The sequence below is a fragment of the Rhodococcus sp. HNM0563 genome (genome assembly GCF_012726195.1).
Lineage (GTDB): Bacteria > Actinomycetota > Actinomycetes > Mycobacteriales > Mycobacteriaceae > Rhodococcus.
This window is the reverse complement of the sequence record NZ_JAASAF010000008.1, coordinates 272,644-292,141: the sequence shown is the minus strand read 5'-3', so window position 1 is coordinate 292,141 and position 19,498 is coordinate 272,644. Positions and strand designations below refer to the sequence as shown.

The following is a 19,498-nucleotide window of genomic DNA, read 5'->3' as shown; positions in this document are numbered from 1 at the left end:
CTCACTTTCCGGATGCAGAGTCAGCGCTGAGGGAGTCGAGTTCGTTGAGGAACCGATCGATCGAGCCGGCACGCTTGACGTCGTCGGCGAGAGACTCGCCGATGATCTTCTCGGCGAGATCGACCGAGCTGCGACCGAGGTCGCTCCGGAGTTCGGCCACGATCTGCTGACGCTGGGCCTGCAGCTGGTTGTGACCGGCAGCGACAATGCGGTCGCTCTCCTCCTGTGCCTGAACCTTCATATCGGCGATGATCTGCTGGCCCTGAGTGCGGGCCTCCTCGCGGATCTGTGCAGCCTCGGTGCGAGCTTCGGCGAGCTGAGCGCGGTACTGCTCGAGCGCTTCCTTCGCCTCTGCCTGGGCTTCCTCCGCCTTCTTGATGCCGCCTTCGATCAGCTCCGAACGCTCGTCGAGCACCTTCTGGAACATCGGAAGTACGTACTTCCAGAAGACGAAACCGACGACGATCAGGGCGACCAGCGACCAGACGATGTCGTACGTCGCGGGGAGCAGGGGGTTGGGGATCTCCCCTTCCTCTGCCGCGAGAATCAGGATGCTGTCAGCCATCGTGACCACCAAATCAACTGAAGATGAAACCGGCAACGATGCCGATCAGCGCAAGGGCCTCGGTGAATGCGATACCGAGGAACATCGTGGTGCGCAGCTGTCCGGCCATCTCGGGCTGACGGGCCATACCCTCGATCGCCTTGCCGACGACGATGCCGATGCCGATGCCGGGGCCGATGGCGGCGAGGCCGTAGCCGACTGCACCGAGACCAAGCAAAACAGTCTCTTCCTGTGCGAGGACATCGACTGCCTGAAGCGCAACGCTCATTGGTGTTCCATTCCCTTTCTTGTGGCTCGGCCCCGGGGGTCGGCAACCGAGTCAGTCTGTGTGTTTCTGTCGGTGGTGCTGGTCGGCGAGCTAATGCTCTTCTGCGTGCAGAGCCAGATCGATGTACACCGCGGTGAGCAGCGCGAAGATGTAGGCCTGCAGGACGATCACCAGGAGCTCGAAGAAGGTGAACGCGATGCCGCCGATGACGGAGCCGATGCCGAACACCTTCATCAATCCGTCGGAATCGAAGAAGAAGAATTGCGTGGCACTGAAGAACAGCACCAGCATGATGTGGCCGGCCAGCATGTTGGCCATGAGACGAATGGCGAGAGTGAACGGGCGCAGAATGAACGTCGAGACGAACTCGATCGGGATCACCAGAAGGTGCAACGCGGGCGGCAGGTTTGGGATGACGATGCTGCTCTTCACGTAGCGGAAGAAGCCGTACTTCTTGATGCCCACGTAGTTGAAGACGATATAGGCGAGCGCGGCGAGCACGATCGGCATACCGATACGGGCGTTCGACGAGATGTTGATGAACGGGATCACCGCGGTCAGGTTGAGCCCGATCACCAAGAAGAAGATGGTGATGATGACCGGAAGGAATCGGCGTCCCTGTTCCTTACCGAGGATGTCCTCGGCGATGTGGATCCGGACGAAGTCGAGCATGATCTCGGCGACGTTCTGAACGCCGCGGGGCACGATCTTCGGACTGCGCATCGCCAGAACGAAGAACAGCGCAACGATCACTGCCATGGCGACGCGGATGATCATCAGCCGGTCCATCTCGAAGGGGGTACCTTCGAACAGGACTGCCGGTGGGAAAAAATCAGCTAGTGACGGCGCGTGGAATTCTCCGGCTGCCAAGGTGGTGACGCTCAGCGCTCTCTCCCGTAGTCGGCCGCAGGCATTGCCGTCTGCGGTTCGATCGGACATTGACGATCCAACAAGTCGACCAGGTCGGCTCGCGTGTGCGCCAGTGCTCCGAACCGCTGTGCTCGGTTCTGCTTCTGCCGTTGTCGGCGACTCTCGTCGACTCGGCGGCCATTTGAACACGACCGCCTACCAAGTGACAACTGCTCGCGCTCACCCAGTAGGTGCACACAGTGCCACTCGCGTAGGGCTCACACTATCAACTGTTCTACGACAGTGCGTAGGTGGGGCACTCGCTGCGAAGTAATTGACAAACAGACCTACTACTGCGTGTCGTTGCCGGTGGTTTCATCGCCGGACGAGTGAGGCTCGACGTACAGCGCGCGTTGCGACAGCACACCGTAGGTTTCCGCCCCCAGCACGATGATCAATGCGAACACGATCGTGAGGACCAACGCGCCCTTGTCGTAGAAATCGAGTGGCTCGAGCAGAACCATGACGACGATCGCCAGAATGAGCTTCAAGAGCCACGTTCCGAGCAGAACGGCGCCGGCCGTCATCGCAGGCAGCTTCGCCGTCAAGAGCACACCCAGCGCGGTGAACAGGATGAATCCACCGCCAACAGCCGCTCCGATCAGCGCCCCCCACACTCCGGGGAGGTCGGCGACGAAGTAGCCGATCACCGAGGCGATCACGGTGAGGGCGAGCAGACCCAGGACGCCGTAGCGGACCGCTGCGCGCATCGGGGCCGCCGAGTCGGGCAGCGCGGGCAGGATCGGATTCGAGTCGGGCTGATCAGAAGAGCTCACGATCATCGAGCCTAACGGACGCGTTTGTGGCGTCCGGTCCGGCCGCCACCACCGCCGTCGTCGTGATGCCGAAGCGAGGGCACTGCAGTGACGACCAGAGCGAACACCAGCCCGCCCGCCGTCAGGAGCACGACGGCCGTCCGGTCCAGTAGAGACGACCCCACAGCGCCGAATGCGAGGACTCCGACCCACAAGTACAACAGCAGCACAACCCGGCGGTGGGAGTGACCGATCTGCAACAGTCGGTGGTGCAAGTGCATCTTGTCCGGGCTGAACGGGCTCACACCGGCGCGGGTTCGACGGACGATCGCGAGCAACAGGTCGAGGATCGGAATGAATGTCACCGCACCCACCAGGATCAGCGGAGACAACAGACCGAGCAGGTCGCGGGAACCATAGGCACTGAGCGGGATCCGCCCGGACGCGCTGGTCGAGACTGCCGCGAGCATCAGACCGATCAGCATCGATCCCGAGTCGCCCATGAAGATCCGCGCGGGCTGGAAATTGTGAGGAAGGAAGCCGAGGCATGCTCCTGCGAGTGCGGCGGCGATCAGCGCCGGTGGATACGCGGAGACGTCGCCGCCCTGATCGAGCAACAAGCCCACCGAGAAGATGCAGATCGCCACTGCGGCGATCAGACCCAGCCCCGCCGCGAGACCGTCGAGCCCGTCGACGAAGTTCATCGCATTGATCATCACCGCGGCCACTGCAACCGTGATGAGACCACCCTGTAATTGGTCGAGCACGAGGGTGGAGCCGTCGAACGGGTTGTAGATGACGATCCAGCTCACACCCATCACCACGAGCACCCCGGCAGCGGTGACCTGCCCGACGAACTTGGTGAGCGCGTCGAGGCCCCATCGATCGTCGATGATGCCGACCAGCACGATGATCGTCGCAGCCACCAGAGTCGCGCCCATGTCGGGGGTGAATTCGAATCCCCTTGTCAGAGCAGGGAGTTGCTGCGCAAACAAGACTCCGACGACAAGGCCGAGGTAGATACCCACGCCGCCCATCCGGGGGGTGGGCGTCACGTGCACGTCGCGGTCGCGGGGCTTCGCCACCGCCCCGAACTTCGTCGCGAGGATGCGGATGAGACCGGTGGAAAGGAACGTCACCACCGCCGCGGTGAGGAGAACGAGTAGCAGCTCTCGGATCGGCACCCCGGCGCCCTGCCCCGACTGGGCGAGCACCCCGGCCGCTGAGTCGACTGAAGTCACGAACTCCTGTCCTCCACCGTCACTCCCCGCCGGAGCGCAGACGCTCGGGGTCGTCGCCCAGCACCTCCGCGATGGCTTCGGCGGATACGGCACCTTCACGGATGATGCGCGGCCGGTTACCGGTCAGGTCGACGATGGTCGAGGCGACGCCGTGCTCGGTCGGTCCCCCGTCCAGATACACGGATGCGGACTCCCCGAGCTGCGCGCGCGCCTCGACGACCGTCGTCGCAGGCGGTTGACCGGAGACGTTCGCACTCGAAACCGCGAGGGGACCCACCTCACGAAGGAGTTCGAGAATCACGGGATGCAGCGGCATTCGAAGCATGACGGTTCCGCGGGTGTCACCGAGATCCCAGGCGAGTGACGGAGCAGCGTGCACCACGAGGCTCAAACCACCTGGCCAGAACGACCGTATGAGCTCGCGAGCTTCCGGACGCACAGAGGTGACCAACCCATCGATCGTCGTCCACGATCCCACCAGAACCGGGACCGGCATATCGCGGCCTCGCCCCTTCGCGCGCAGAAGTGCTGCCACTGCGGAACCGTCGAAAGCGTCTGCCGCGAGACCGTACAGCGTGTCGGTCGGGACGACCACGAGACGACCCGCTTTGAGCGACCCTCGGGCGGCGTTGATGCCCACCGAACGCGAATCCGGCTGATTGCAGTCGTACACAGTGCTCACGCTGTCATCCTTTCACTCGCGTCGGTACACCCGAAGATCGACCCTGCTCGCCGAGAGTGTTCAGGACGCGACCTCCGGCACCGACTGCGCACGACTCGCCTCCCGTTCCGTCGGGACCCTCCGCGCAACGACGAAGCGCGGCTTACCCGCCAGGTCCGGATGCTCGACCACGTCACCGAACACGCGGCGCTGAGAGAACAGCGCCGCGACCTGCCCGCCGTTGGTGTCGTCGTGTTCGACCGCCACTGCTCCCCCGATCCGCAGCCAGCGAGCGACATTGGAGATCATCGGCTTGATCACGGAAAGTCCGTCCGGCCCGCCGAAGAGAGCGGAGTGCGGGTCGTGATCGATCACCTCCGGATCGAGTTCCGCGCCTTCCGGAATATACGGCGGGTTGGACACGACAACGTCGACAGCACCTTCGAGCGACGCAAGCAGCCCGCGGTCGGTCACGTCACCCTGATGCAGGACGATCGGTGTGTCGCCTTCCCGTGCCCTGGTCTCGGCATTGCGGCGGGCCCACGAAAGAGCTTTCGGTTCGAGTTCGACGGCGTGCACCACCGCATCGGGGCGAGCGTTCGCGATCGACAGGGCGAGGGCGCCTGATCCCGTGCACAGATCGAGCACCACAGGGTTACGCCGGTCGTACTGTTCGAGAAAGGCCAGCGCCCAACCCAGTAGCAATTCGGTCTCCGGCCGAGGGACGAACACACCGGGACCGACGGCGAGATCGATTGCTCCCATCGGCGACGTTCCGGTGATGTATTGGAGGGGAATCCGCTTTGCCCGTTGCGCGATCATTGCCCGGTACGCGTCGACCATTGCGGGATCGACGAGAGGCACCAGACCGAGGCGGGTGCGTTCGATTCCGAGGAGGTGAGCAGCAAGCAACTCGGCGTCCACACGGGGACTCGGGACGCCCGCTTCTTCGAGCACCGATACGGCTTCGATGATGGCCAGGCGCAGGGGTTGACGACTCACGAGTACAGGGTCCCATGCGATCACGAACAGAACACGGATAGGTCTACTTCGCCACATCCGACACCACATCGTCGATAACGTCCCGGAAGTTGGGGAAACCGAAAGGAGTGTCATGAACAAGAACACATCACGCGCTGTCCGCGCCGCGGCAGTGGTCGCGGTGGGCGGTGCGGCAGCATTCGCAGGGACCGGCACCGCAGCGGCTGCTCCCATCGACTTCCAGCCGATTCCGGTGCTGTGCCCCGCCGGAATCGCGGAGACCCAGTCGTTGACACACACCGAGAACGACGCCGTCGAAGGTGACGAAGTCCTCTATGTCGTCAACCAGAAGAGTGTCGGCGGCGGGACGGTGTCCTGGATCAACATCAACACCGGTGCAACCGGAAATACGACTCTGGAATCGACCGAGGGCCTGTGGGGAGCTCCAGCCGCGCTGACCGAACCCGAGGCGGGAACGGTTCTGGCTGCGATCTGGGGTATGCACGAGAACGAAGCAGGTGAGCGGTGCTTCCTGCTCCCCGGCGTCGACATCGCTCAGGTGCCGGGCGAGTCGGACGAGGAAGAAGGATAAGAGCCGTCCACTCGACGAGAGGTCCGGTTCCGACGATCATTCCGCCGCGAGCCGGGCCTCTCTGTCTGCAGTACCCAGCGCGTCGAGCAGCGCGTCCATCTCACCGTCGAGTACGGCGTCGAGGTTGTGGGCCTTGAATCCGATCCGGTGGTCCGTGATCCGATTCTCCGGGAAATTGTAGGTGCGAATCCGCTCGGAACGGTCGACGGTGCGTACCTGGCTGGCCCGACCGGCCGACGCCTCGGCGTCCGCAGCTTCCTCCGCCGCTGCCTGCAGCCGTGCCGCAAGCACCTGCATGGCGCGGGCCTTGTTCTGCAACTGCGAACGTTCGTTCTGGCAGGTGACGACGATGCCGGTCGGCAGGTGGGTGATGCGGACCGCGGAGTCCGTCGTGTTGACTCCCTGCCCGCCCTTGCCGGACGAGCGGTAGACGTCGATCCGCAGGTCGGTCTCGTCGATCTGGACTTCTTCGACCTCGTCGGGCTCCGGGTAGATGAACACACCCGCCGCGGAGGTGTGCACACGCCCCTGCGATTCCGTCACCGGAACACGCTGGACGCGGTGGACGCCCCCTTCGAACTTGAGCCTGGACCACACCCCGTCACGCACGTCGGTCTTGGATTTGATCGACAAGGTCACGTCCTTGAAACCCCCGAGATCGGAGTACGTGGCCCCGAGGACTTCGACGCGCCACCCGGCGTGCTCGGCGAAACGCGTGTACATGCGGGCGAGATCTCCTGCGAACAATGCGGATTCTTCGCCGCCCTCACCGGACTTGACCTCGAGCACCACGTCGTCGGCGTCGTGGGGATCACGGGGAGCGAGCAGGTCGGTAAGCGTCTTGTCGAGCTCGGCGACGCGTTCTTCGAGGTCGGGAACTTCGGCGGCGAACGACGAATCGTCGGCTGCGAGTTCGCGGGCGGCCTCGAGGTCGTCACGCGCAGCTGCGAGCTTCGTGTAGGTCGACATGATCGGCGCGAGCTCTGCGAACCGTTTGCCCACTTTGCGAGCGGCCGACGGATCGTTGTGCAATGACGGGTCGGACAGTTGCTGTTCCAGGCCGGCGTGTTCGGCCAGGATGTCGTCGATGGCCGATGGCTTGGTCTGCCCCGCCATGGGTTCGCTCCGCTCTTGTCGTGAAAGTGCTGTGTTCTGCAGGAATCGGGGTCTCTGCAGGATCCGTTCCTCGGACGGGAACAAAAATGCCGACGCCCGGTCTGTACGAGGACAGAACCGGGCGTCGGCATTGCAGCTAGCTGTCGGCCGCAGCCTTCTTCGCAGTGCGCTTGCCGTAGCGAGCCTCGAAGCGTGCGACGCGTCCGCCGGTGTCGAGGATCTTCTGCTTGCCCGTGTAGAACGGGTGGCAGTTGGAGCACACCTCGACGTTGACACGGCCGGACTCGGACGTGCTGCGGGTCTCGAACGTGTTTCCGCAACCGCACACGACGGTCGTCGCGACGTAGTTGGGGTGGATTCCTGCCTTCATGGTGTCCCTTTCGTGGTCGCCGGGTCGCCTTCGCCATTCGAAGCCGTGAACCGGAACCGGACTCAACTGCTCGATTATGCCAAACGTATGGGCCCGGAAAAAATTCCCGGGCCCCGACGTCAGTCTTCCAGCGCCCCCGGCGCGGTCTTCGCGACCTGCATGAGGAACTCGATATTCGTCTTGGATTTCTTGAGCCGGTCGATCAGCAGATCGATCGCCTGGTGTGAGTCCAGACCCGACAGCACGCGACGCAGCTTGTGCACGACCGCGAACTCGTCGGGACTCATGAGGAGCTCGTCCTTACGTGTACCCGAGGGATTGACGTCCACAGCGGGGAACACGCGACGTTCGGCGATCTTGCGATCGAGCTTGAGCTCGGCATTGCCGGTGCCCTTGAACTCCTCGAAGATCACGGTGTCGCCGGTCGAGCCGGTCTCGACCATCGCGGTCGCGATGATCGTGAGCGACCCACCGTTCTCGATGTTGCGCGCAGCACCGAGGAAACGCTTCGGCGGATACAGCGCAGTCGAGTCGACACCACCGGAGAGAATGCGTCCCGAGGCGGGCGACGAGTTGTTGTATGCGCGGCCGAGGCGAGTGATGGAGTCGAGCAGGACCACCACGTCGCGACCCATTTCGACGAGACGCTTGGCACGCTCGATCGCGAGTTCGGCAACCGAGGTGTGATCTGACGGCGGCCGGTCGAAGGTCGAGGCGATGACCTCGCCCTTCACCGAGCGCTGCATGTCGGTGACCTCTTCGGGACGCTCGTCGACCAGAACCACCATCAGGTAGCACTCCGGGTTGTTGACGGCGATCGCATTGGCGATGTCCTGCAACACGGTGGTCTTACCGGCCTTCGGCGGCGAGACGATCAGCGCGCGCTGCCCCTTACCGATCGGCATGACCAGGTCGATCACACGCGTGGTGAGGATGTTCTGCTGCGTCTCGAGACGCAGGCGCTGGTTCGGGTACAGCGGGGTCAGCTTGTTGAACTCGGGGCGACGTTTGGCTGCGTCGACCTCACCACCGTTGACGGTGTCGAGCCGCACCAGCGGATTGAACTTCTGACGCTGATTGGCCTGTTCACCCTCACGCGGCACCCGCACCGCGCCGGTGATGGCGTCGCCACGGCGCAGACCGTTCTTGCGCACCATATTCATCGACACGTACACGTCGCTCGGGCCCGCGAGGTAGCCGGAGGTCCGTACGAAGGCGTAGTTGTCGAGCACATCGAGGATGCCCGCGACCGGCTGGAGGACGTCGTCTTCCCGGATCTCGGGTTCGCGCGAATCTCCGCCCCCGGATTCTCCGCGGTCGCGTCCGCGACGACGCTCGCGGAAGCGACGACCCCGGCGGCCGCGGCCGCCCTCTTCGTCGTCGTCCCCGCGGTTGTCGCGGTTGTCCTGACGCGGGCCCTGGTTGCGATCGCCCTGGTTGCGATCGTCACGGTTGCGATCACCCTGGTTGCGATCACCCTGGTTGCGATCACCCTGGTTGCGATCACCTCGCTGGCGTCCGCCATCGGATTCGCCGCGGTCCTGAGCCTTCCCTCGGTCTGCCGACCGATCACGGGACTCGCCACCACGCTCGGGGTCGGAGGTCTGCGACTCGCCGGAGACCTGCGACTCACCGCTCTGATTCTGATCCTGCTGGTCCGCACCGCGACGACCGCGACGCTGACGGCCGCGGCGCGGCGCCTCGTCGTCCGAGTCGGATGTCGGCACATCGACGGCAGATTTCTCGGCGGCTGCACGCTTCTCGGCAGGGGCACCCGCCTGGGCGGGCTCGGCCTGGGGCGCCTCGGCGGCGCGGGCGCGACGAGTACGCGCGGGGCGACTCGGTGCTTCCTCTGCGGCTTCGGCAGGAGCCTGGGCCGGCTCGGCCTGCGCCTTGGCAGCAGGCGCACTCTTCGTGCCGCTTCCTTGCTTTTCCTTGATCGCAGCGATGAGGTCGCCCTTGCGCATTCCCGATGTGCCCTTGATACCGAGTTCGGTAGCGAGAGCCCTCAACTCGACGAGCACCATGCCCGCAAGCCCGGTGCCACGGCGGGCTCCGCGCGCGGACTGTGCAGAATCGCCGGATCGGGTTCCTGCGGAAGCCTCGGCGGTGTCGGAAGCTGGTGTAGCGATCAGGTCCGTATCTGTCACGGAGATCCTTTCCTTCCCTCGCCCACTCATTCAGAGTCGAGGGTTCGTTCCGCAGATCAGCTACATGAACTGAGCTGGGATTTGCCGTACGAGTTCACGGAAGTCGAACGGTCGGCACGTCCGCCACCACACCGATGTCGGTTGGGTACGGCCGTGTCCCGTTCCCAAGATCGAGAGCAGGTGAGGATCGAACCAGGATCGGACGCCCCGATGGAGCTGGAGTGAATGCCCTGGAGAACCCGGCGACACGAGCGCACGACGTGCGGACATCCTCAGGATAGCGACGTTCTGCACGCAGGGCAAGAATCTATGTGACGCGAGGTTCTTGTGTGATGCACCACTCTCGCTCCCCGGCCGGGTCCGTCGACGACAACGGCCGGCCCGGATCTCCGGGCCGGCCGTCTCGTCACGATCACGCGACGTGATCACAGCGGTGGCAGTCAGTCGGTCTGCACCCCATCGGCGATGGGAAGGTCGAGCACGGTGAGGTCATCCGCCTCTGCAGCCGCGCGGAGTTCAGCCGGGATCGGTTCGGTTGTCAGGGCAAGTACCGTCGGCCCCGCCCCGGACACGGTCGCCGCGATCCCCGCACCGCGAAGAAGCGAGATCCACTTGGTGGTCAACGGCAGCGCCGGAGCACGCTGCGCCTGATGGAGCAGATCCTCGGTTGCCTGCATCAGCAGATCGGGTCGCTCGGTGAGCGCGACGACCGCGAGCGCAGCGCGACTGACATTGAACGCGGCATCACGATGCGGGACCAGGTCGGGCAGCAATCCACGAGTGTGGGCGGTCGACGACCGGACGGACGGAACGAGGGCGACGGCGTTGATGGACGGGTGCACCTTCAACGACACCGCTTTGTAGGCGCGGCGCTCCGAGTCGACCTCGGCCTCACTCCACGAGACGACAGCACCGCCGAGAACGCTCGCCGACGCATTGTCGGGATGTCCCTCGAATTCCGACGCCAACTGCACGAGCTGCGCTGAGTCGAGAGCTCGCTCCGGCGCGATCTTCCGCACCAGACCGTTCGCGGCAGCAAGCCCGCCCACAGCCGCAGATGCCGACGAACCCAATCCTCGCGAATGCGGAATCACGTTGCGACACAAGACATCCAGTCCGTCCGCCCACACGCCCGCGGCTTCGAGCCCACGTTCGACCGCGCGCACCACCAGGTGCGACGGCCCCCACGGCACCTCCTGCGCCCCTTCCCCTTCGACACGCACGTCGAGGCCGGAACCGGTTGTGGTGACGGTGATCTCGTCGTACAGCCCGAGCGCCAATCCGAGCGTGTCGAATCCAGGTCCCAGGTTGGCGCTCGAGGCCGGCACCCGGGCTGTCACCGAGACCCCTACGGGCAACGTCTGCGTCATGTCCTGTTTCCCAACGGAGGAGGGCGAGGCGGTCACTAGGCCAGCTCGAGCGCCGATGCCACGGCCACGGGATCGACCGGGATGGGTTCGACGACGGGCACATCGCGCAGCGCGGTGTCGGGGTCCTTGAGGCCGTTGCCGGTGACGGTGCACACGATCTTCAGGCCGGGCTCGAGCCAGCCTTCCTTCCGTGCCGCGAGCAGACCGGCGATCGACGCTGCCGAGGCGGGCTCGACGAAGATCGACTCGGTCTTGGCGAGGAGCCGGTAGGCCTCGAGGATCTCCTCGTCGGTAGCCGCACGGAACGCCCCACCCGACTCGTCCTTGGCTGCAACAGCACTGTTCCACGAGGCAGGCGCACCGATCCGGATTGCGGTGGCGATCGTCTCGGGATTGTTGACCGGATGACCGAGGACCAGCGGGGCAGCACCGGCAGCCTGAACGCCGAGCATGCGCGGTCGACGAGTGCTCATCCCATCCGAGAAGTACTCGGAGTACCCCTTCCAGTACGCGGTGATGTTGCCTGCGTTGCCGACGGGCAGCACGTGCACGTCCGGTGCGTCGCCGAGCGCGTCGACGATCTCGAATGCAGCGGTCTTCTGGCCCTCGATGCGCACAGGGTTGACCGAGTTGACGAGACCGATGGTGTCGAACTCGGAGGTGGTCTTACGGGCCAGTTCCAGGCAGTCGTCGAAATTGCCCTCGACCTGAACGATCTTCGCACCGTGCATGACGGCCTGTGCGAGCTTGCCCATGGCGATCTTGCCCTGCGGGACGAGGACGGCGCATCCGATCCCGGCCTTCGACGCGTACGCGGCGGCAGAGGCCGAGGTGTTGCCGGTGGAGGCGCACAGCACGGCCTGCTTGCCGGATGCGAGCGCCTCGGTGACGGCCATGGTCATGCCGCGGTCCTTGAACGAGCCCGTGGGGTTGAGACCCTCGACCTTGATGTGCACCTCACACCCGGTGAGCTCGGAGAGCCGTTCCGCCTGGAGCAGCGGGGTACCGCCCTCGCGCAGCGTCACCGTCTTCCAGTCGTCACCGATCGGGAGGCGGCCGCGGTACGCCTCGATCAGACCCGGCCACGGGGTGTGCACGGGGGTGGTGTTCTTGTCGACCGCACTCATTCGGCGGATCCCTCCAGTCTCAGGACGCTGGTGACAGCAGTAACGGATTCGAGATTCTCGAGCGCGGCGACGGTGTCCGCAAGCGCCCGGTCGGTGGCTCGGTGCGTGAGCACCACCAGACGAGCGCCGTCGCCGGCACCCTCCTGGCGCACAGCGGAGATACTGACACCCCGCGTGGCGAATTCGGCGGCGACAGCAGAGAGCACGCCGGCACGGTCGGCGACCTGCAGGTTGACGTAGTACCGGGTGACGATATCGCTCATCGGGGCGATCTCGAGCTTGGCGTACTTCGATTCGCGCGGACCCCGGCCACCCTGGACACGGTTACGCGCCGCCATCACGAGATCCCCCATGACCGCGGATGCGGTGGGCGCTCCCCCGGCTCCCTGGCCGTAGAACATGAGGCGACCGGCGGCCTGCGCCTCGACCACAACGGCGTTGAACGCACCGGCAACGGTTGCCAGGGGATGTTCACGCGGCACGAGAGCCGGATACACGCGGGCCGAGACACGGTCGCGGCCGTCCGGCCCTGCGATGCGTTCGCAGATCGCCAACAGCTTGATGGTGCAGTTGAGCGCACGGGCCGAGGTGAGGTCGGCGGCGGTGATCGAGCTCATGCCTTCGCGGTAGACATCCGAAGCAGTCACGCGGGTGTGGAAGGCGATGGACGCGAGAATCGCAGCCTTGGCCGCGGCGTCGAATCCTTCGACGTCTGCAGTCGGATCGGCTTCGGCGTAGCCGAGGCGGCCTGCTTCGGCCAATGTCGTCTCGTATTCGGCGCCGCTTTCGTCCATGGCGGACAGGATGTAGTTCGTCGTGCCGTTGACGATGCCCATCACCCGGTCGACGCGGTCGCCCGCGAGCGACTGGGTCAGTGGGCGGATCACCGGGATGGCGCCGGCGACGGCGGCTTCGAAGTACAGGTCGGCATTGTGCGACTCGGCCGCCTCGGCCAGTTCACCGGTGTAGGCAGCGAGGAGCGCTTTGTTCGCAGTGACCACCGACTTGCCTGCGTCGAGCGCGGCGCGCACCAGCGTGCGGGGTAGTTCGATACCCCCGATGAGTTCGACGACGAGGTCGACATCGTCGCGACGGACGAGCGCTTCTGCATCGGTCGTCAGCAGCTCCGCGGGAATTCCACGATCGGACGATGCGTCGCGCACCGCGACGCCCCGCAGTTCCAGGGGCGCACCGATGCGCTCTTGCAGGTCGAGCGCATCCTGCCGGATGATGTTGACGACCTCGGCACCAACGGTGCCGTGGCCGAGAACCGCAACACCGAGGGGCCGCTGCCCGGATGCACCCTCCGCCGTTGTGCTGGTCACTCCGTAACCTCCAAGCTCAGCAGATCTTCGATCGTTTCCCTACGCAGCAGGACGCGAGAGACCCCGTCCTTGACTGCCACGACAGCGGGGCGGGTCAGCATGTTGTACCTGCTGGACATCGAGTAGCAGTATGCACCGGTCGCCGCGACAGCCAGCAAATCTCCCGCACCGACGTCGCCTGGCATCCACGCGTCTCGAATGATGATGTCACCACTCTCGCAATGCTTACCGACCACCCGTGCGACGACAGGTTCGGCTTCGCTCCTGCGCGACACGAGCCGCGACTCGTACTCCGCCTGATACAGGGAGGTTCGGATGTTGTCGCTCATCCCACCGTCGACGCTGATGTAGCGCCGGCTCTGGCCGGCACCGACGGCCACGTCCTTGATGGTGCCCACCTCGTAGAGGGTGATGGTGCCCGGGCCTGCGATGGCGCGTCCCGGCTCGACGGCAAGGGTCGGCGTAGGCAATCCGACCAGTGCCGACTCCGTACGCACGATGTCGTTGAGTTTCGCCGCGAGGTCGGTGACCGGCGGCGGATCGTCGCTCGGCACGTACGAGATTCCGAGACCACCGCCGAGATCGACGATGTGCAGCTGCGAGGTCTTGTCGACCCCGAATTCGGCAACGATGTCGCGCAGCAGCCCGATGACACGGTGAGCAGCGAGTTCGAATCCGTCGACATCGAAGATCTGGGAGCCGATGTGGCTGTGCAGCCCGACCAGGCGCAGGTTGTCGGCCGCGAACACCCGGCGTACAGCGTCCATCGCGTGGCCGCCCGCCAGGGAGAGACCGAACTTCTGATCCTCGTGCGCGGTGGAGATGAATTCGTGGGTGTGTGCTTCGACACCGACGGTGACGCGAATCAGCACATCCTGAACGGCATCCAATTCACCGGCGATGGCATCGAGGCGGTCGATCTCGGCGAGCGAGTCCAGCACGATGTGTCCGACGCCGAACTCGACGGCGGTGCGCAGTTCGGCCACAGACTTGTTGTTGCCGTGCAGCGCGATCTTCTGAGCCGGGAAGCCTGCGCGCAGCGCTACCGCGAGTTCGCCCCCGGATGCGACATCGAGGCACAGGCCCTCCTGGTGCACCCACCGGGCGATCTCGGTGCACAGAAACGCCTTGGACGCGTAATGGACACGTGCTTCGGGGCCGAAGGCCTCAGCGATCTCACGGCACCGCGACCGGAAATCGTCCTCATCCACGACGAACAGCGGTGTGCCGTAGGTCTCGGCGAGTTCGGTGACGGAGACACCCGCGATGTGGGTGACGCCGTCGTCACCGCGGCTGGTGTTACGCGGCCACACGTGCCGGTGGAGCTCGTTCAGTTCGGTGGCGTTCTCGGGTCGTTGCGGCAGACCGGGCGCGTGCGGGATCTCTGCGTGCCGCGGGCCCGCGGGATGCGCGTTCACATCCGCTCCGGTGCACTGACGCCGAGAAGACCGAGCCCGTTGGCGAGGACCTGACGTGCGGCGGCACACAGAGCCAGACGAGCGGTGTGCAGGTCGCCGGGCTCTTCGTCGCCCTGCGGCAGGATGCGGCATGCGTCGTAGAACCGGTGGTAGGTACCGGCGAGTTCTTCGAGATATCGCGCCACGCGGTGCGGCTCCCGCAGTTCCGCTGCCTTCGCGACGACCCGCGGGTATTCACCGATGGTGCGGATCAGGTCGCCTTCGCGGTCATGGGTGAGCAGGGCCAGATCGGCGCCCTCCCCGCTCAGGCCGAGGTCGGCAGCGTTCCGCGCGATCGACGACAGGCGCGCGTGCGCGTACTGGACGTAGTAGACGGGATTCTCACTCGAGGCGGAGGCCCACAATGCCAGATCGATATCGATGCTCTGATCCACCGACGAGCGCACGAGCGAGTATCGGGCAGCGTCGACGCCGATGGCCTCGACGAGGTCGTCGAGCGTGATCACTGTGCCCGCACGCTTGCTCATCTTCACGGCCTGGCCGTCGCGCACGAGATTGACCATCTGGCCGATCATGACCTCGACGGTGTCGGGATCGTCGCCGAAAGCAGCGGCAGCCGCCTTGAGCCGTGCGATGTAGCCGTGGTGGTCGGCGCCGAGCATGTAGATGCACAGATCGAAGCCGCGGGAGCGCTTGTCCTGGAAGTACGCGATATCGCCGGCGATGTAGGCCGCATTGCCGTCCGACTTGATGACGACGCGGTCCTTGTCGTCGCCGTAGTCGGTGCTCTTGAGCCACCACGCACCGTCGTCGAAGTACAGGTTTCCGGACGCTTTGAGGGTCTCGACCGACTTTTCGACGGCGCCGGACTCGAACAGCGAGTTCTCGTGGAAGTACACATCGAAGTCGACGCCGAACTCGTGCAGCGTGCGTTTGATGTGTTCGAACATCAACTCCACGCCGACCGACCGGAACGCTTCGTTCCTCTCGTCCTCGGGAAGTTCGAGCACGCCGGGACGCTGGTTCTGGACCGACTGCGCGATGTCGACGATATAGGCGCCTGCGTAACCGTCCTCGGGGGCGGGTTCGCCGAGCGCGGAGGCGATGAGTGACCGGGTGAAACGATCGATCTGCGCGCCGTGATCATTGAAGTAGTACTCGCGGGTGACCTCTCCGCCCTGCGCGGTGAGGATGCGGCCGAGCGCATCACCGACCGCCGCCCAGCGGGTGCCGCCGAGGTGGATGGGGCCGGTCGGGTTCGCGGAGACGAATTCGAGGTTGATCTTCGTGCCCGCGAGGACGTCGGCGCTGCCGTACGCGTCGCGCTCCCCGAGCACCTTGGCGACTATCGCACCCTGTGCGTCGGCCGCGAGCCTGATGTTGAGGAAGCCGGGGCCTGCCACATCGGCGGAGTCGATGCCGTCGGCGGCGGTGAGCGCTTCGGCGAGCCACGTCGCGAGATCACGGGGATTCACGCCGACCTTCTTGGCAACCTGCATCGCGACATTGGTTGCGTAGTCGCCGTGCTCGGGGTTGCGAGGCCGCTCGACAGTGAGGGTCGCAGGCAGTACAGACGCGTCGAGGTCACGGTCGGCGAGCACTCTCGCGGCGGTTCCGTGGAGCAATTCGGCAAGATCGGCAGGAGTCACAGGTGTTCATCCTATTGGCTGCGGGGTAAAGGTGCGGACGGTCCCCCGCTGCCGGCGCCCGTAGAGTTGACGATGTGTCGTACCCGATGGTGCGCACGTTCGCCTGTCCATCCGTCGAAAGAGCACCCAGCGATGCCCAGCGGTCCGAGCAACGGCAGTTCCGGCAAGAAGAACACCGGCGCAAAATCGTCGAAGGCCATCCAGGCCGCCAAGAAGAACAGTGGCGGGGCCAAAGGCCTCCCGAAGCAGCGTCAGATTCCGTGGCTGACGATCGGTGGCATCGTCGCTGTCGTCGCACTGGTCGCTGTGATCGCGGTCAGCATCATTCCGCAGTACCAGGACAAGCAGGAGTTGTCGGCCTGGGTGCCGACCGAGGAGAACCAGGACCCGTCGCTGGCCATCGACGGCGTGGTCAATATCGAGTATCCGGCGGGCCAGCACGTAGCTCCCACCCAACGGGTGGCCTACGACCAGAACCCGCCGTTCGGCGGACCGCACGACGCGATCTGGGCCACCTGCACAGGGACCGTGTACGAGCAGGCCGTTCGCACCGAGAACATGGTCCATTCACTCGAGCACGGTGCAGTCTGGATCGCCTACAACCCCGATCTCCTCGACGACGCAGCAATCGAGACGCTCGCGGCGAAGGTCGACGGACGCACGTACATGTCGATGTCGCCGTACCCCGGACTCGACACGCCGATCTCGTTGCAGTCGTGGGGTCACCAGCTCAAGGTCGACAGCGTCGATGACGAGCGCATCGATCACTTCATCGAAGCACTGCGCCTGAACCGGTACACCTACCCCGAGATCGGTGCGAGCTGCTCGACGCTGCCATCGTCGTTCGATCCCGCGAATCCGCCTCCGTTCGATGCGTCCGCACCCGGCCCCGACGCGGTACCGATGGACGGCGGCACCGCGGACGGCACCGAGCAGATTCCCGCCGACATGCAGGCACCGGCAGGGAGCTGACGATGAACATCCCGGACGATCTGACGCGCGACTCGACCGGCCCCGCCCACGGGACCGGGAACCGTCGGATGCTGCTGGTGCTCGCTGCGGTCGCTGTGCTGGCGGTCGGTTTCCTGCTCGGGTTTCTCGCGCGGATCCCCCTCGAGGACTCGCGGCCGGCGGATCCGACGGCAGGTTCGGTGGATGTCGGGTTCTGCCAGGACATGACGGTTCATCACAACCAGGCGATCGAGATGTCGGCGATTGCGGTGACGAGCTCGCAGGATCAATACGTTCGCAATCTCGCCTACGACATCCTCACGACCCAGCAGAATCAGGTCGGACAGATGGAGGGCTGGCTCACGATGTGGGGGCAGCCACCGCTGCCGTCAGGCCCCTACATGACTTGGATGAGCGAGGACAGCGGTCATTCGCACGCGAGTACGGGCGAGGGCCACGGATCCGACTCGAAGGCAGGTTCCGACGGAATGGCCATGATGCCGGGGATGGCCTCTTCCGAGGATCTCGCGAACCTGCGCGCGGCGACCGGTATCGAGCAGGATGTGCTGTTCCTGCAGTTGATGCTGCGTCACCACGAGGGTGGGCTGCCGATGATGGAATACGGCGCGCAGTACGCGAGCGAATCGGTCGTTCGGGGCCTGGCTCAGAAGATGGTCGACACACAGACCAGCGAGTCCGAGCTGATGACGTCGATGCTGGCCGAGCGCGGTGCCGAGCCACTCCCGATGAACTGATCGATGGTCCGGCGTACCCCCGCCTGGGTCAGTAAACCGGCCCTGACCAGCCGATGTGGTGTTGAGCCGACAATGCGCTAGGCTGACTCCCGCACCACTGGTCACCCAGCGGGCCCGGATTGCCCTCGTAGCTCAGGGGATAGAGCGCTTGCCTCCGGAGCAAGAAGTCGCAGGTTCGAATCCTGCCGAGGGCACCACGACGCCCCCCGCTTCATTACGAGGCGGGGGGCGAACTCGTTCCGGTGGATCCTCAGACCCGCACGAAACGGGCGGGATGACTGCCGGGTACGAGTCGAGCACGTCCACGTTCGATGAGGTGACGCAGGTGCGCCGACCCTTCGGACATCGCCATCTGCTTACCGCGCGCCGGTGTCTCGTCCCACGGCCGGTACCACTTCATGCGGGACGTGGCCTCCCACAGCGTGAGCCCTTCGTCACCCAGCGATTCGTAGAGGTCGTCCAGGCGCTCCTCGTGGTGTTCGACCAGTGCCGCCGTCCGGGCCGCAAGGTCGTCGATGGGTTGGCGATGTGCAGGAAGAGTACGCCGCGCAGGAAGTTTCCCCACCGCACCCAGCGACTCGATGAATTCGCCGAGCGCATCCCGCTCCGCAACGGGAAAATCGAATTCACCGACGTGCGGTGTGGTCTTGGCGAGCACGTGGTCGCCGCTGAACAGGATCTCGTGTTCCTCGATATAGAAGCAGGCGTGTCCGGGAGTGTGCCCGGGCGTGAACACCGTGCGGAGCGTGCGTCCAGCGAGCGGGATGATCTCCCCATCGGTGAGTCGGCGATCGGGCGCGGACTCCGGTTTGCCCTCACCCTTGCCCGAGTCGGCGAGGTATTCCTCGATCTGCTCAGGAGGGGCTCCCGCGATGCGCCATTGCTCGACGGCGCGTTCGCTCCAATCGGCATCGGACATCATGTGGCCGAGCTGCTCGAAGTCCGATTCGTGCATTCCCACCCAGCAGCCGGAGGCCTCCCGGAGACGCGCCGTGAGGCCGACGTGGTCGGGATGGAAATGGGTGACCACGACACCTTCCACGTCGGTCACCGACAGTCCTGCGGCCTCGAGTCCCTGCTGCAGCGCGTTCCAGGATGTGTCGTTGTTCCAGCCGGCGTCGATCAGGACCACGCCGCGCGGGGATTCCACCGCGTAGACCTGGGTGTCGCCGACCGGGAGGTCAGCAACGGGAACGGGGATCGCGTGAATTCCATCGCCGATATCGAGTGAAGCTGTCATGGCACCGCCTGATTCTGATCTGTATCGCTTTGCTCACTATTCGTCGCTTTCGAAA

At 65.0% G+C, this 19,498-nt stretch carries 19 protein-coding genes and 1 tRNA gene; 4 read left to right on the top strand and 16 right to left on the bottom strand.

Translation table 11 applies throughout. The features are described from left to right. Position 1 precedes the first annotated feature (1 nt). The 7 genes from HCA61_RS19700 to prmC form a co-directional block, all read right to left on the bottom strand. Positions 2 to 565 carry a F0F1 ATP synthase subunit B gene (locus tag HCA61_RS19700; protein ID WP_169689877.1) on the bottom strand — a complete coding sequence of 188 codons (564 nt, stop codon included), beginning with the start codon at positions 563 to 565 and terminating at the stop codon, positions 2 to 4. 13 nt (positions 566 to 578) lie between these two features. Beyond that, positions 579 to 833 carry an ATP synthase F0 subunit C gene (locus HCA61_RS19695; RefSeq protein WP_169689876.1) on the bottom strand — a complete coding sequence of 85 codons (255 nt, stop codon included), beginning with the start codon at positions 831 to 833 and terminating at the stop codon, positions 579 to 581. A 90-nt stretch (positions 834 to 923) separates the two neighbouring features. Beyond that, positions 924 to 1,772, bottom strand: coding sequence for a F0F1 ATP synthase subunit A (atpB, locus tag HCA61_RS19690; RefSeq protein ID WP_206040303.1), 849 nt, complete (start codon positions 1,770 to 1,772; stop codon positions 924 to 926). A gap of 260 nt (positions 1,773 to 2,032) precedes the next feature. Further along, positions 2,033 to 2,518 (bottom strand): hypothetical protein, encoded by a 486-nt coding sequence (locus HCA61_RS19680; RefSeq protein ID WP_169689874.1) that lies wholly within the window; start codon positions 2,516 to 2,518, stop codon positions 2,033 to 2,035. 11 nt (positions 2,519 to 2,529) lie between these two features. Continuing rightward, positions 2,530 to 3,738: an MraY family glycosyltransferase gene (locus HCA61_RS19675; RefSeq protein WP_169689873.1), complete on the bottom strand. Its 1,209-nt coding sequence runs from the start codon at positions 3,736 to 3,738 to the stop codon at positions 2,530 to 2,532. A gap of 19 nt (positions 3,739 to 3,757) precedes the next feature. Then, entirely contained in the window at positions 3,758 to 4,420 is a 663-nt protein-coding gene (locus tag HCA61_RS19670; protein WP_169689872.1) for an L-threonylcarbamoyladenylate synthase, read from the bottom strand. A 60-nt stretch (positions 4,421 to 4,480) separates the two neighbouring features. Continuing rightward, a complete protein-coding gene (prmC, locus tag HCA61_RS19665; RefSeq protein WP_169689871.1) occupies positions 4,481 to 5,401 on the bottom strand; it encodes a peptide chain release factor N(5)-glutamine methyltransferase in 921 nt (306 codons plus the stop codon). 112 nt (positions 5,402 to 5,513) lie between these two features. Here prmC and HCA61_RS19660 point away from each other — a divergent pair, with 112 nt between their 5' ends. Beyond that, a complete protein-coding gene (locus HCA61_RS19660; protein ID WP_169689870.1) occupies positions 5,514 to 5,972 on the top strand; it encodes a hypothetical protein in 459 nt (152 codons plus the stop codon). Between the two features lie 36 nt (positions 5,973 to 6,008). On the opposite strand, the gene prfA is transcribed toward HCA61_RS19660, so the two are convergent. The 8 genes from prfA to argS form a co-directional block, all read right to left on the bottom strand. Further along, on the bottom strand, positions 6,009 to 7,088 hold the full coding sequence (gene prfA / locus HCA61_RS19655; protein ID WP_169689869.1) for a peptide chain release factor 1: 1,080 nt from the start codon (positions 7,086 to 7,088) through the stop codon (positions 6,009 to 6,011). A 136-nt stretch (positions 7,089 to 7,224) separates the two neighbouring features. Beyond that, positions 7,225 to 7,458 carry a 50S ribosomal protein L31 gene (rpmE, locus tag HCA61_RS19650; protein WP_169689868.1) on the bottom strand — a complete coding sequence of 78 codons (234 nt, stop codon included), beginning with the start codon at positions 7,456 to 7,458 and terminating at the stop codon, positions 7,225 to 7,227. Positions 7,459 to 7,577: 119 nt separating this feature from the next. Continuing rightward, a complete protein-coding gene (gene rho, locus HCA61_RS19645) occupies positions 7,578 to 9,608 on the bottom strand; it encodes a transcription termination factor Rho (RefSeq protein WP_169689867.1) in 2,031 nt (676 codons plus the stop codon). A gap of 440 nt (positions 9,609 to 10,048) precedes the next feature. Beyond that, the gene (gene thrB / locus HCA61_RS19640; protein WP_169689866.1) at positions 10,049 to 10,978 is read right to left on the bottom strand and encodes a homoserine kinase; all 930 of its coding nucleotides are present in this window, start codon (positions 10,976 to 10,978) and stop codon (positions 10,049 to 10,051) included. Positions 10,979 to 11,013: 35 nt separating this feature from the next. Next, positions 11,014 to 12,105 (bottom strand): threonine synthase, encoded by a 1,092-nt coding sequence (gene thrC / locus HCA61_RS19635; RefSeq protein WP_169689865.1) that lies wholly within the window; start codon positions 12,103 to 12,105, stop codon positions 11,014 to 11,016. Continuing rightward, positions 12,102 to 13,430 (bottom strand): homoserine dehydrogenase, encoded by a 1,329-nt coding sequence (locus HCA61_RS19630; protein ID WP_169689864.1) that lies wholly within the window; start codon positions 13,428 to 13,430, stop codon positions 12,102 to 12,104. Before HCA61_RS19630 ends, thrC begins: the two co-directional genes overlap by 4 nt. Next, positions 13,427 to 14,848, bottom strand: a complete 1,422-nt coding sequence (gene lysA / locus HCA61_RS19625) for a diaminopimelate decarboxylase (protein WP_169689863.1) — start codon at positions 14,846 to 14,848, stop codon at positions 13,427 to 13,429. The genes HCA61_RS19630 and lysA overlap by 4 nt, the downstream gene beginning before the upstream one ends. After that, positions 14,845 to 16,497, bottom strand: coding sequence for an arginine--tRNA ligase (gene argS, locus HCA61_RS19620; RefSeq protein WP_169689862.1), 1,653 nt, complete (start codon positions 16,495 to 16,497; stop codon positions 14,845 to 14,847). The genes lysA and argS overlap by 4 nt, the downstream gene beginning before the upstream one ends. A 132-nt stretch (positions 16,498 to 16,629) precedes the next feature. On the opposite strand from argS, the gene HCA61_RS19615 reads away from it, so the two are divergent. The 3 genes from HCA61_RS19615 to HCA61_RS19605 all read left to right on the top strand — a co-directional run bounded on the left by HCA61_RS19615 (position 16,630) and on the right by HCA61_RS19605 (position 18,400). Then, positions 16,630 to 17,469, top strand: coding sequence for a DUF3105 domain-containing protein (locus HCA61_RS19615; RefSeq protein WP_169689861.1), 840 nt, complete (start codon positions 16,630 to 16,632; stop codon positions 17,467 to 17,469). Between the two features lie 68 nt (positions 17,470 to 17,537). Then, on the top strand, positions 17,538 to 18,203 hold the full coding sequence (locus HCA61_RS19610; protein WP_240959886.1) for a DUF305 domain-containing protein: 666 nt from the start codon (positions 17,538 to 17,540) through the stop codon (positions 18,201 to 18,203). Between the two features lie 121 nt (positions 18,204 to 18,324). After that, positions 18,325 to 18,400: transfer RNA gene (locus tag HCA61_RS19605), tRNA-Arg, on the top strand. A gap of 53 nt (positions 18,401 to 18,453) precedes the next feature. On the opposite strand, the gene HCA61_RS19600 is transcribed toward HCA61_RS19605, so the two are convergent. Next, complete coding sequence (locus tag HCA61_RS19600) at positions 18,454 to 19,443, bottom strand: MBL fold metallo-hydrolase (RefSeq protein ID WP_169689859.1); 990 nt, start codon at positions 19,441 to 19,443, stop codon at positions 18,454 to 18,456. Positions 19,444 to 19,498: the final 55 nt, after the last annotated feature.

What these genes read in the sequence shown, in the direction of transcription:
- HCA61_RS19700 (WP_169689877.1), bottom strand. Translation starts at nt 565, where the DNA reads ATGGCTGACAGCATCCTGATTCTCGCGGCAGAGGAAGGGGAGATCCCC.
- HCA61_RS19695 (WP_169689876.1), bottom strand. Translation starts at nt 833, where the DNA reads ATGAGCGTTGCGCTTCAGGCAGTCGATGTCCTCGCACAGGAAGAGACT.
- atpB (WP_206040303.1), bottom strand. Translation starts at nt 1,772, where the DNA reads ATGTCCGATCGAACCGCAGACGGCAATGCCTGCGGCCGACTACGGGAG.
- HCA61_RS19660 (WP_169689870.1), top strand. Translation starts at nt 5,514, where the DNA reads ATGAACAAGAACACATCACGCGCTGTCCGCGCCGCGGCAGTGGTCGCG.
- prfA (WP_169689869.1), bottom strand. Translation starts at nt 7,088, where the DNA reads ATGGCGGGGCAGACCAAGCCATCGGCCATCGACGACATCCTGGCCGAA.
- rpmE (WP_169689868.1), bottom strand. Translation starts at nt 7,458, where the DNA reads ATGAAGGCAGGAATCCACCCCAACTACGTCGCGACGACCGTCGTGTGC.
- thrB (WP_169689866.1), bottom strand. Translation starts at nt 10,978, where the DNA reads ATGACGCAGACGTTGCCCGTAGGGGTCTCGGTGACAGCCCGGGTGCCG.
- thrC (WP_169689865.1), bottom strand. Translation starts at nt 12,105, where the DNA reads ATGAGTGCGGTCGACAAGAACACCACCCCCGTGCACACCCCGTGGCCG.
- HCA61_RS19615 (WP_169689861.1), top strand. Translation starts at nt 16,630, where the DNA reads ATGCCCAGCGGTCCGAGCAACGGCAGTTCCGGCAAGAAGAACACCGGC.
- HCA61_RS19610 (WP_240959886.1), top strand. Translation starts at nt 17,538, where the DNA reads ATGCTGCTGGTGCTCGCTGCGGTCGCTGTGCTGGCGGTCGGTTTCCTG.
- HCA61_RS19600 (WP_169689859.1), bottom strand. Translation starts at nt 19,443, where the DNA reads ATGACAGCTTCACTCGATATCGGCGATGGAATTCACGCGATCCCCGTT.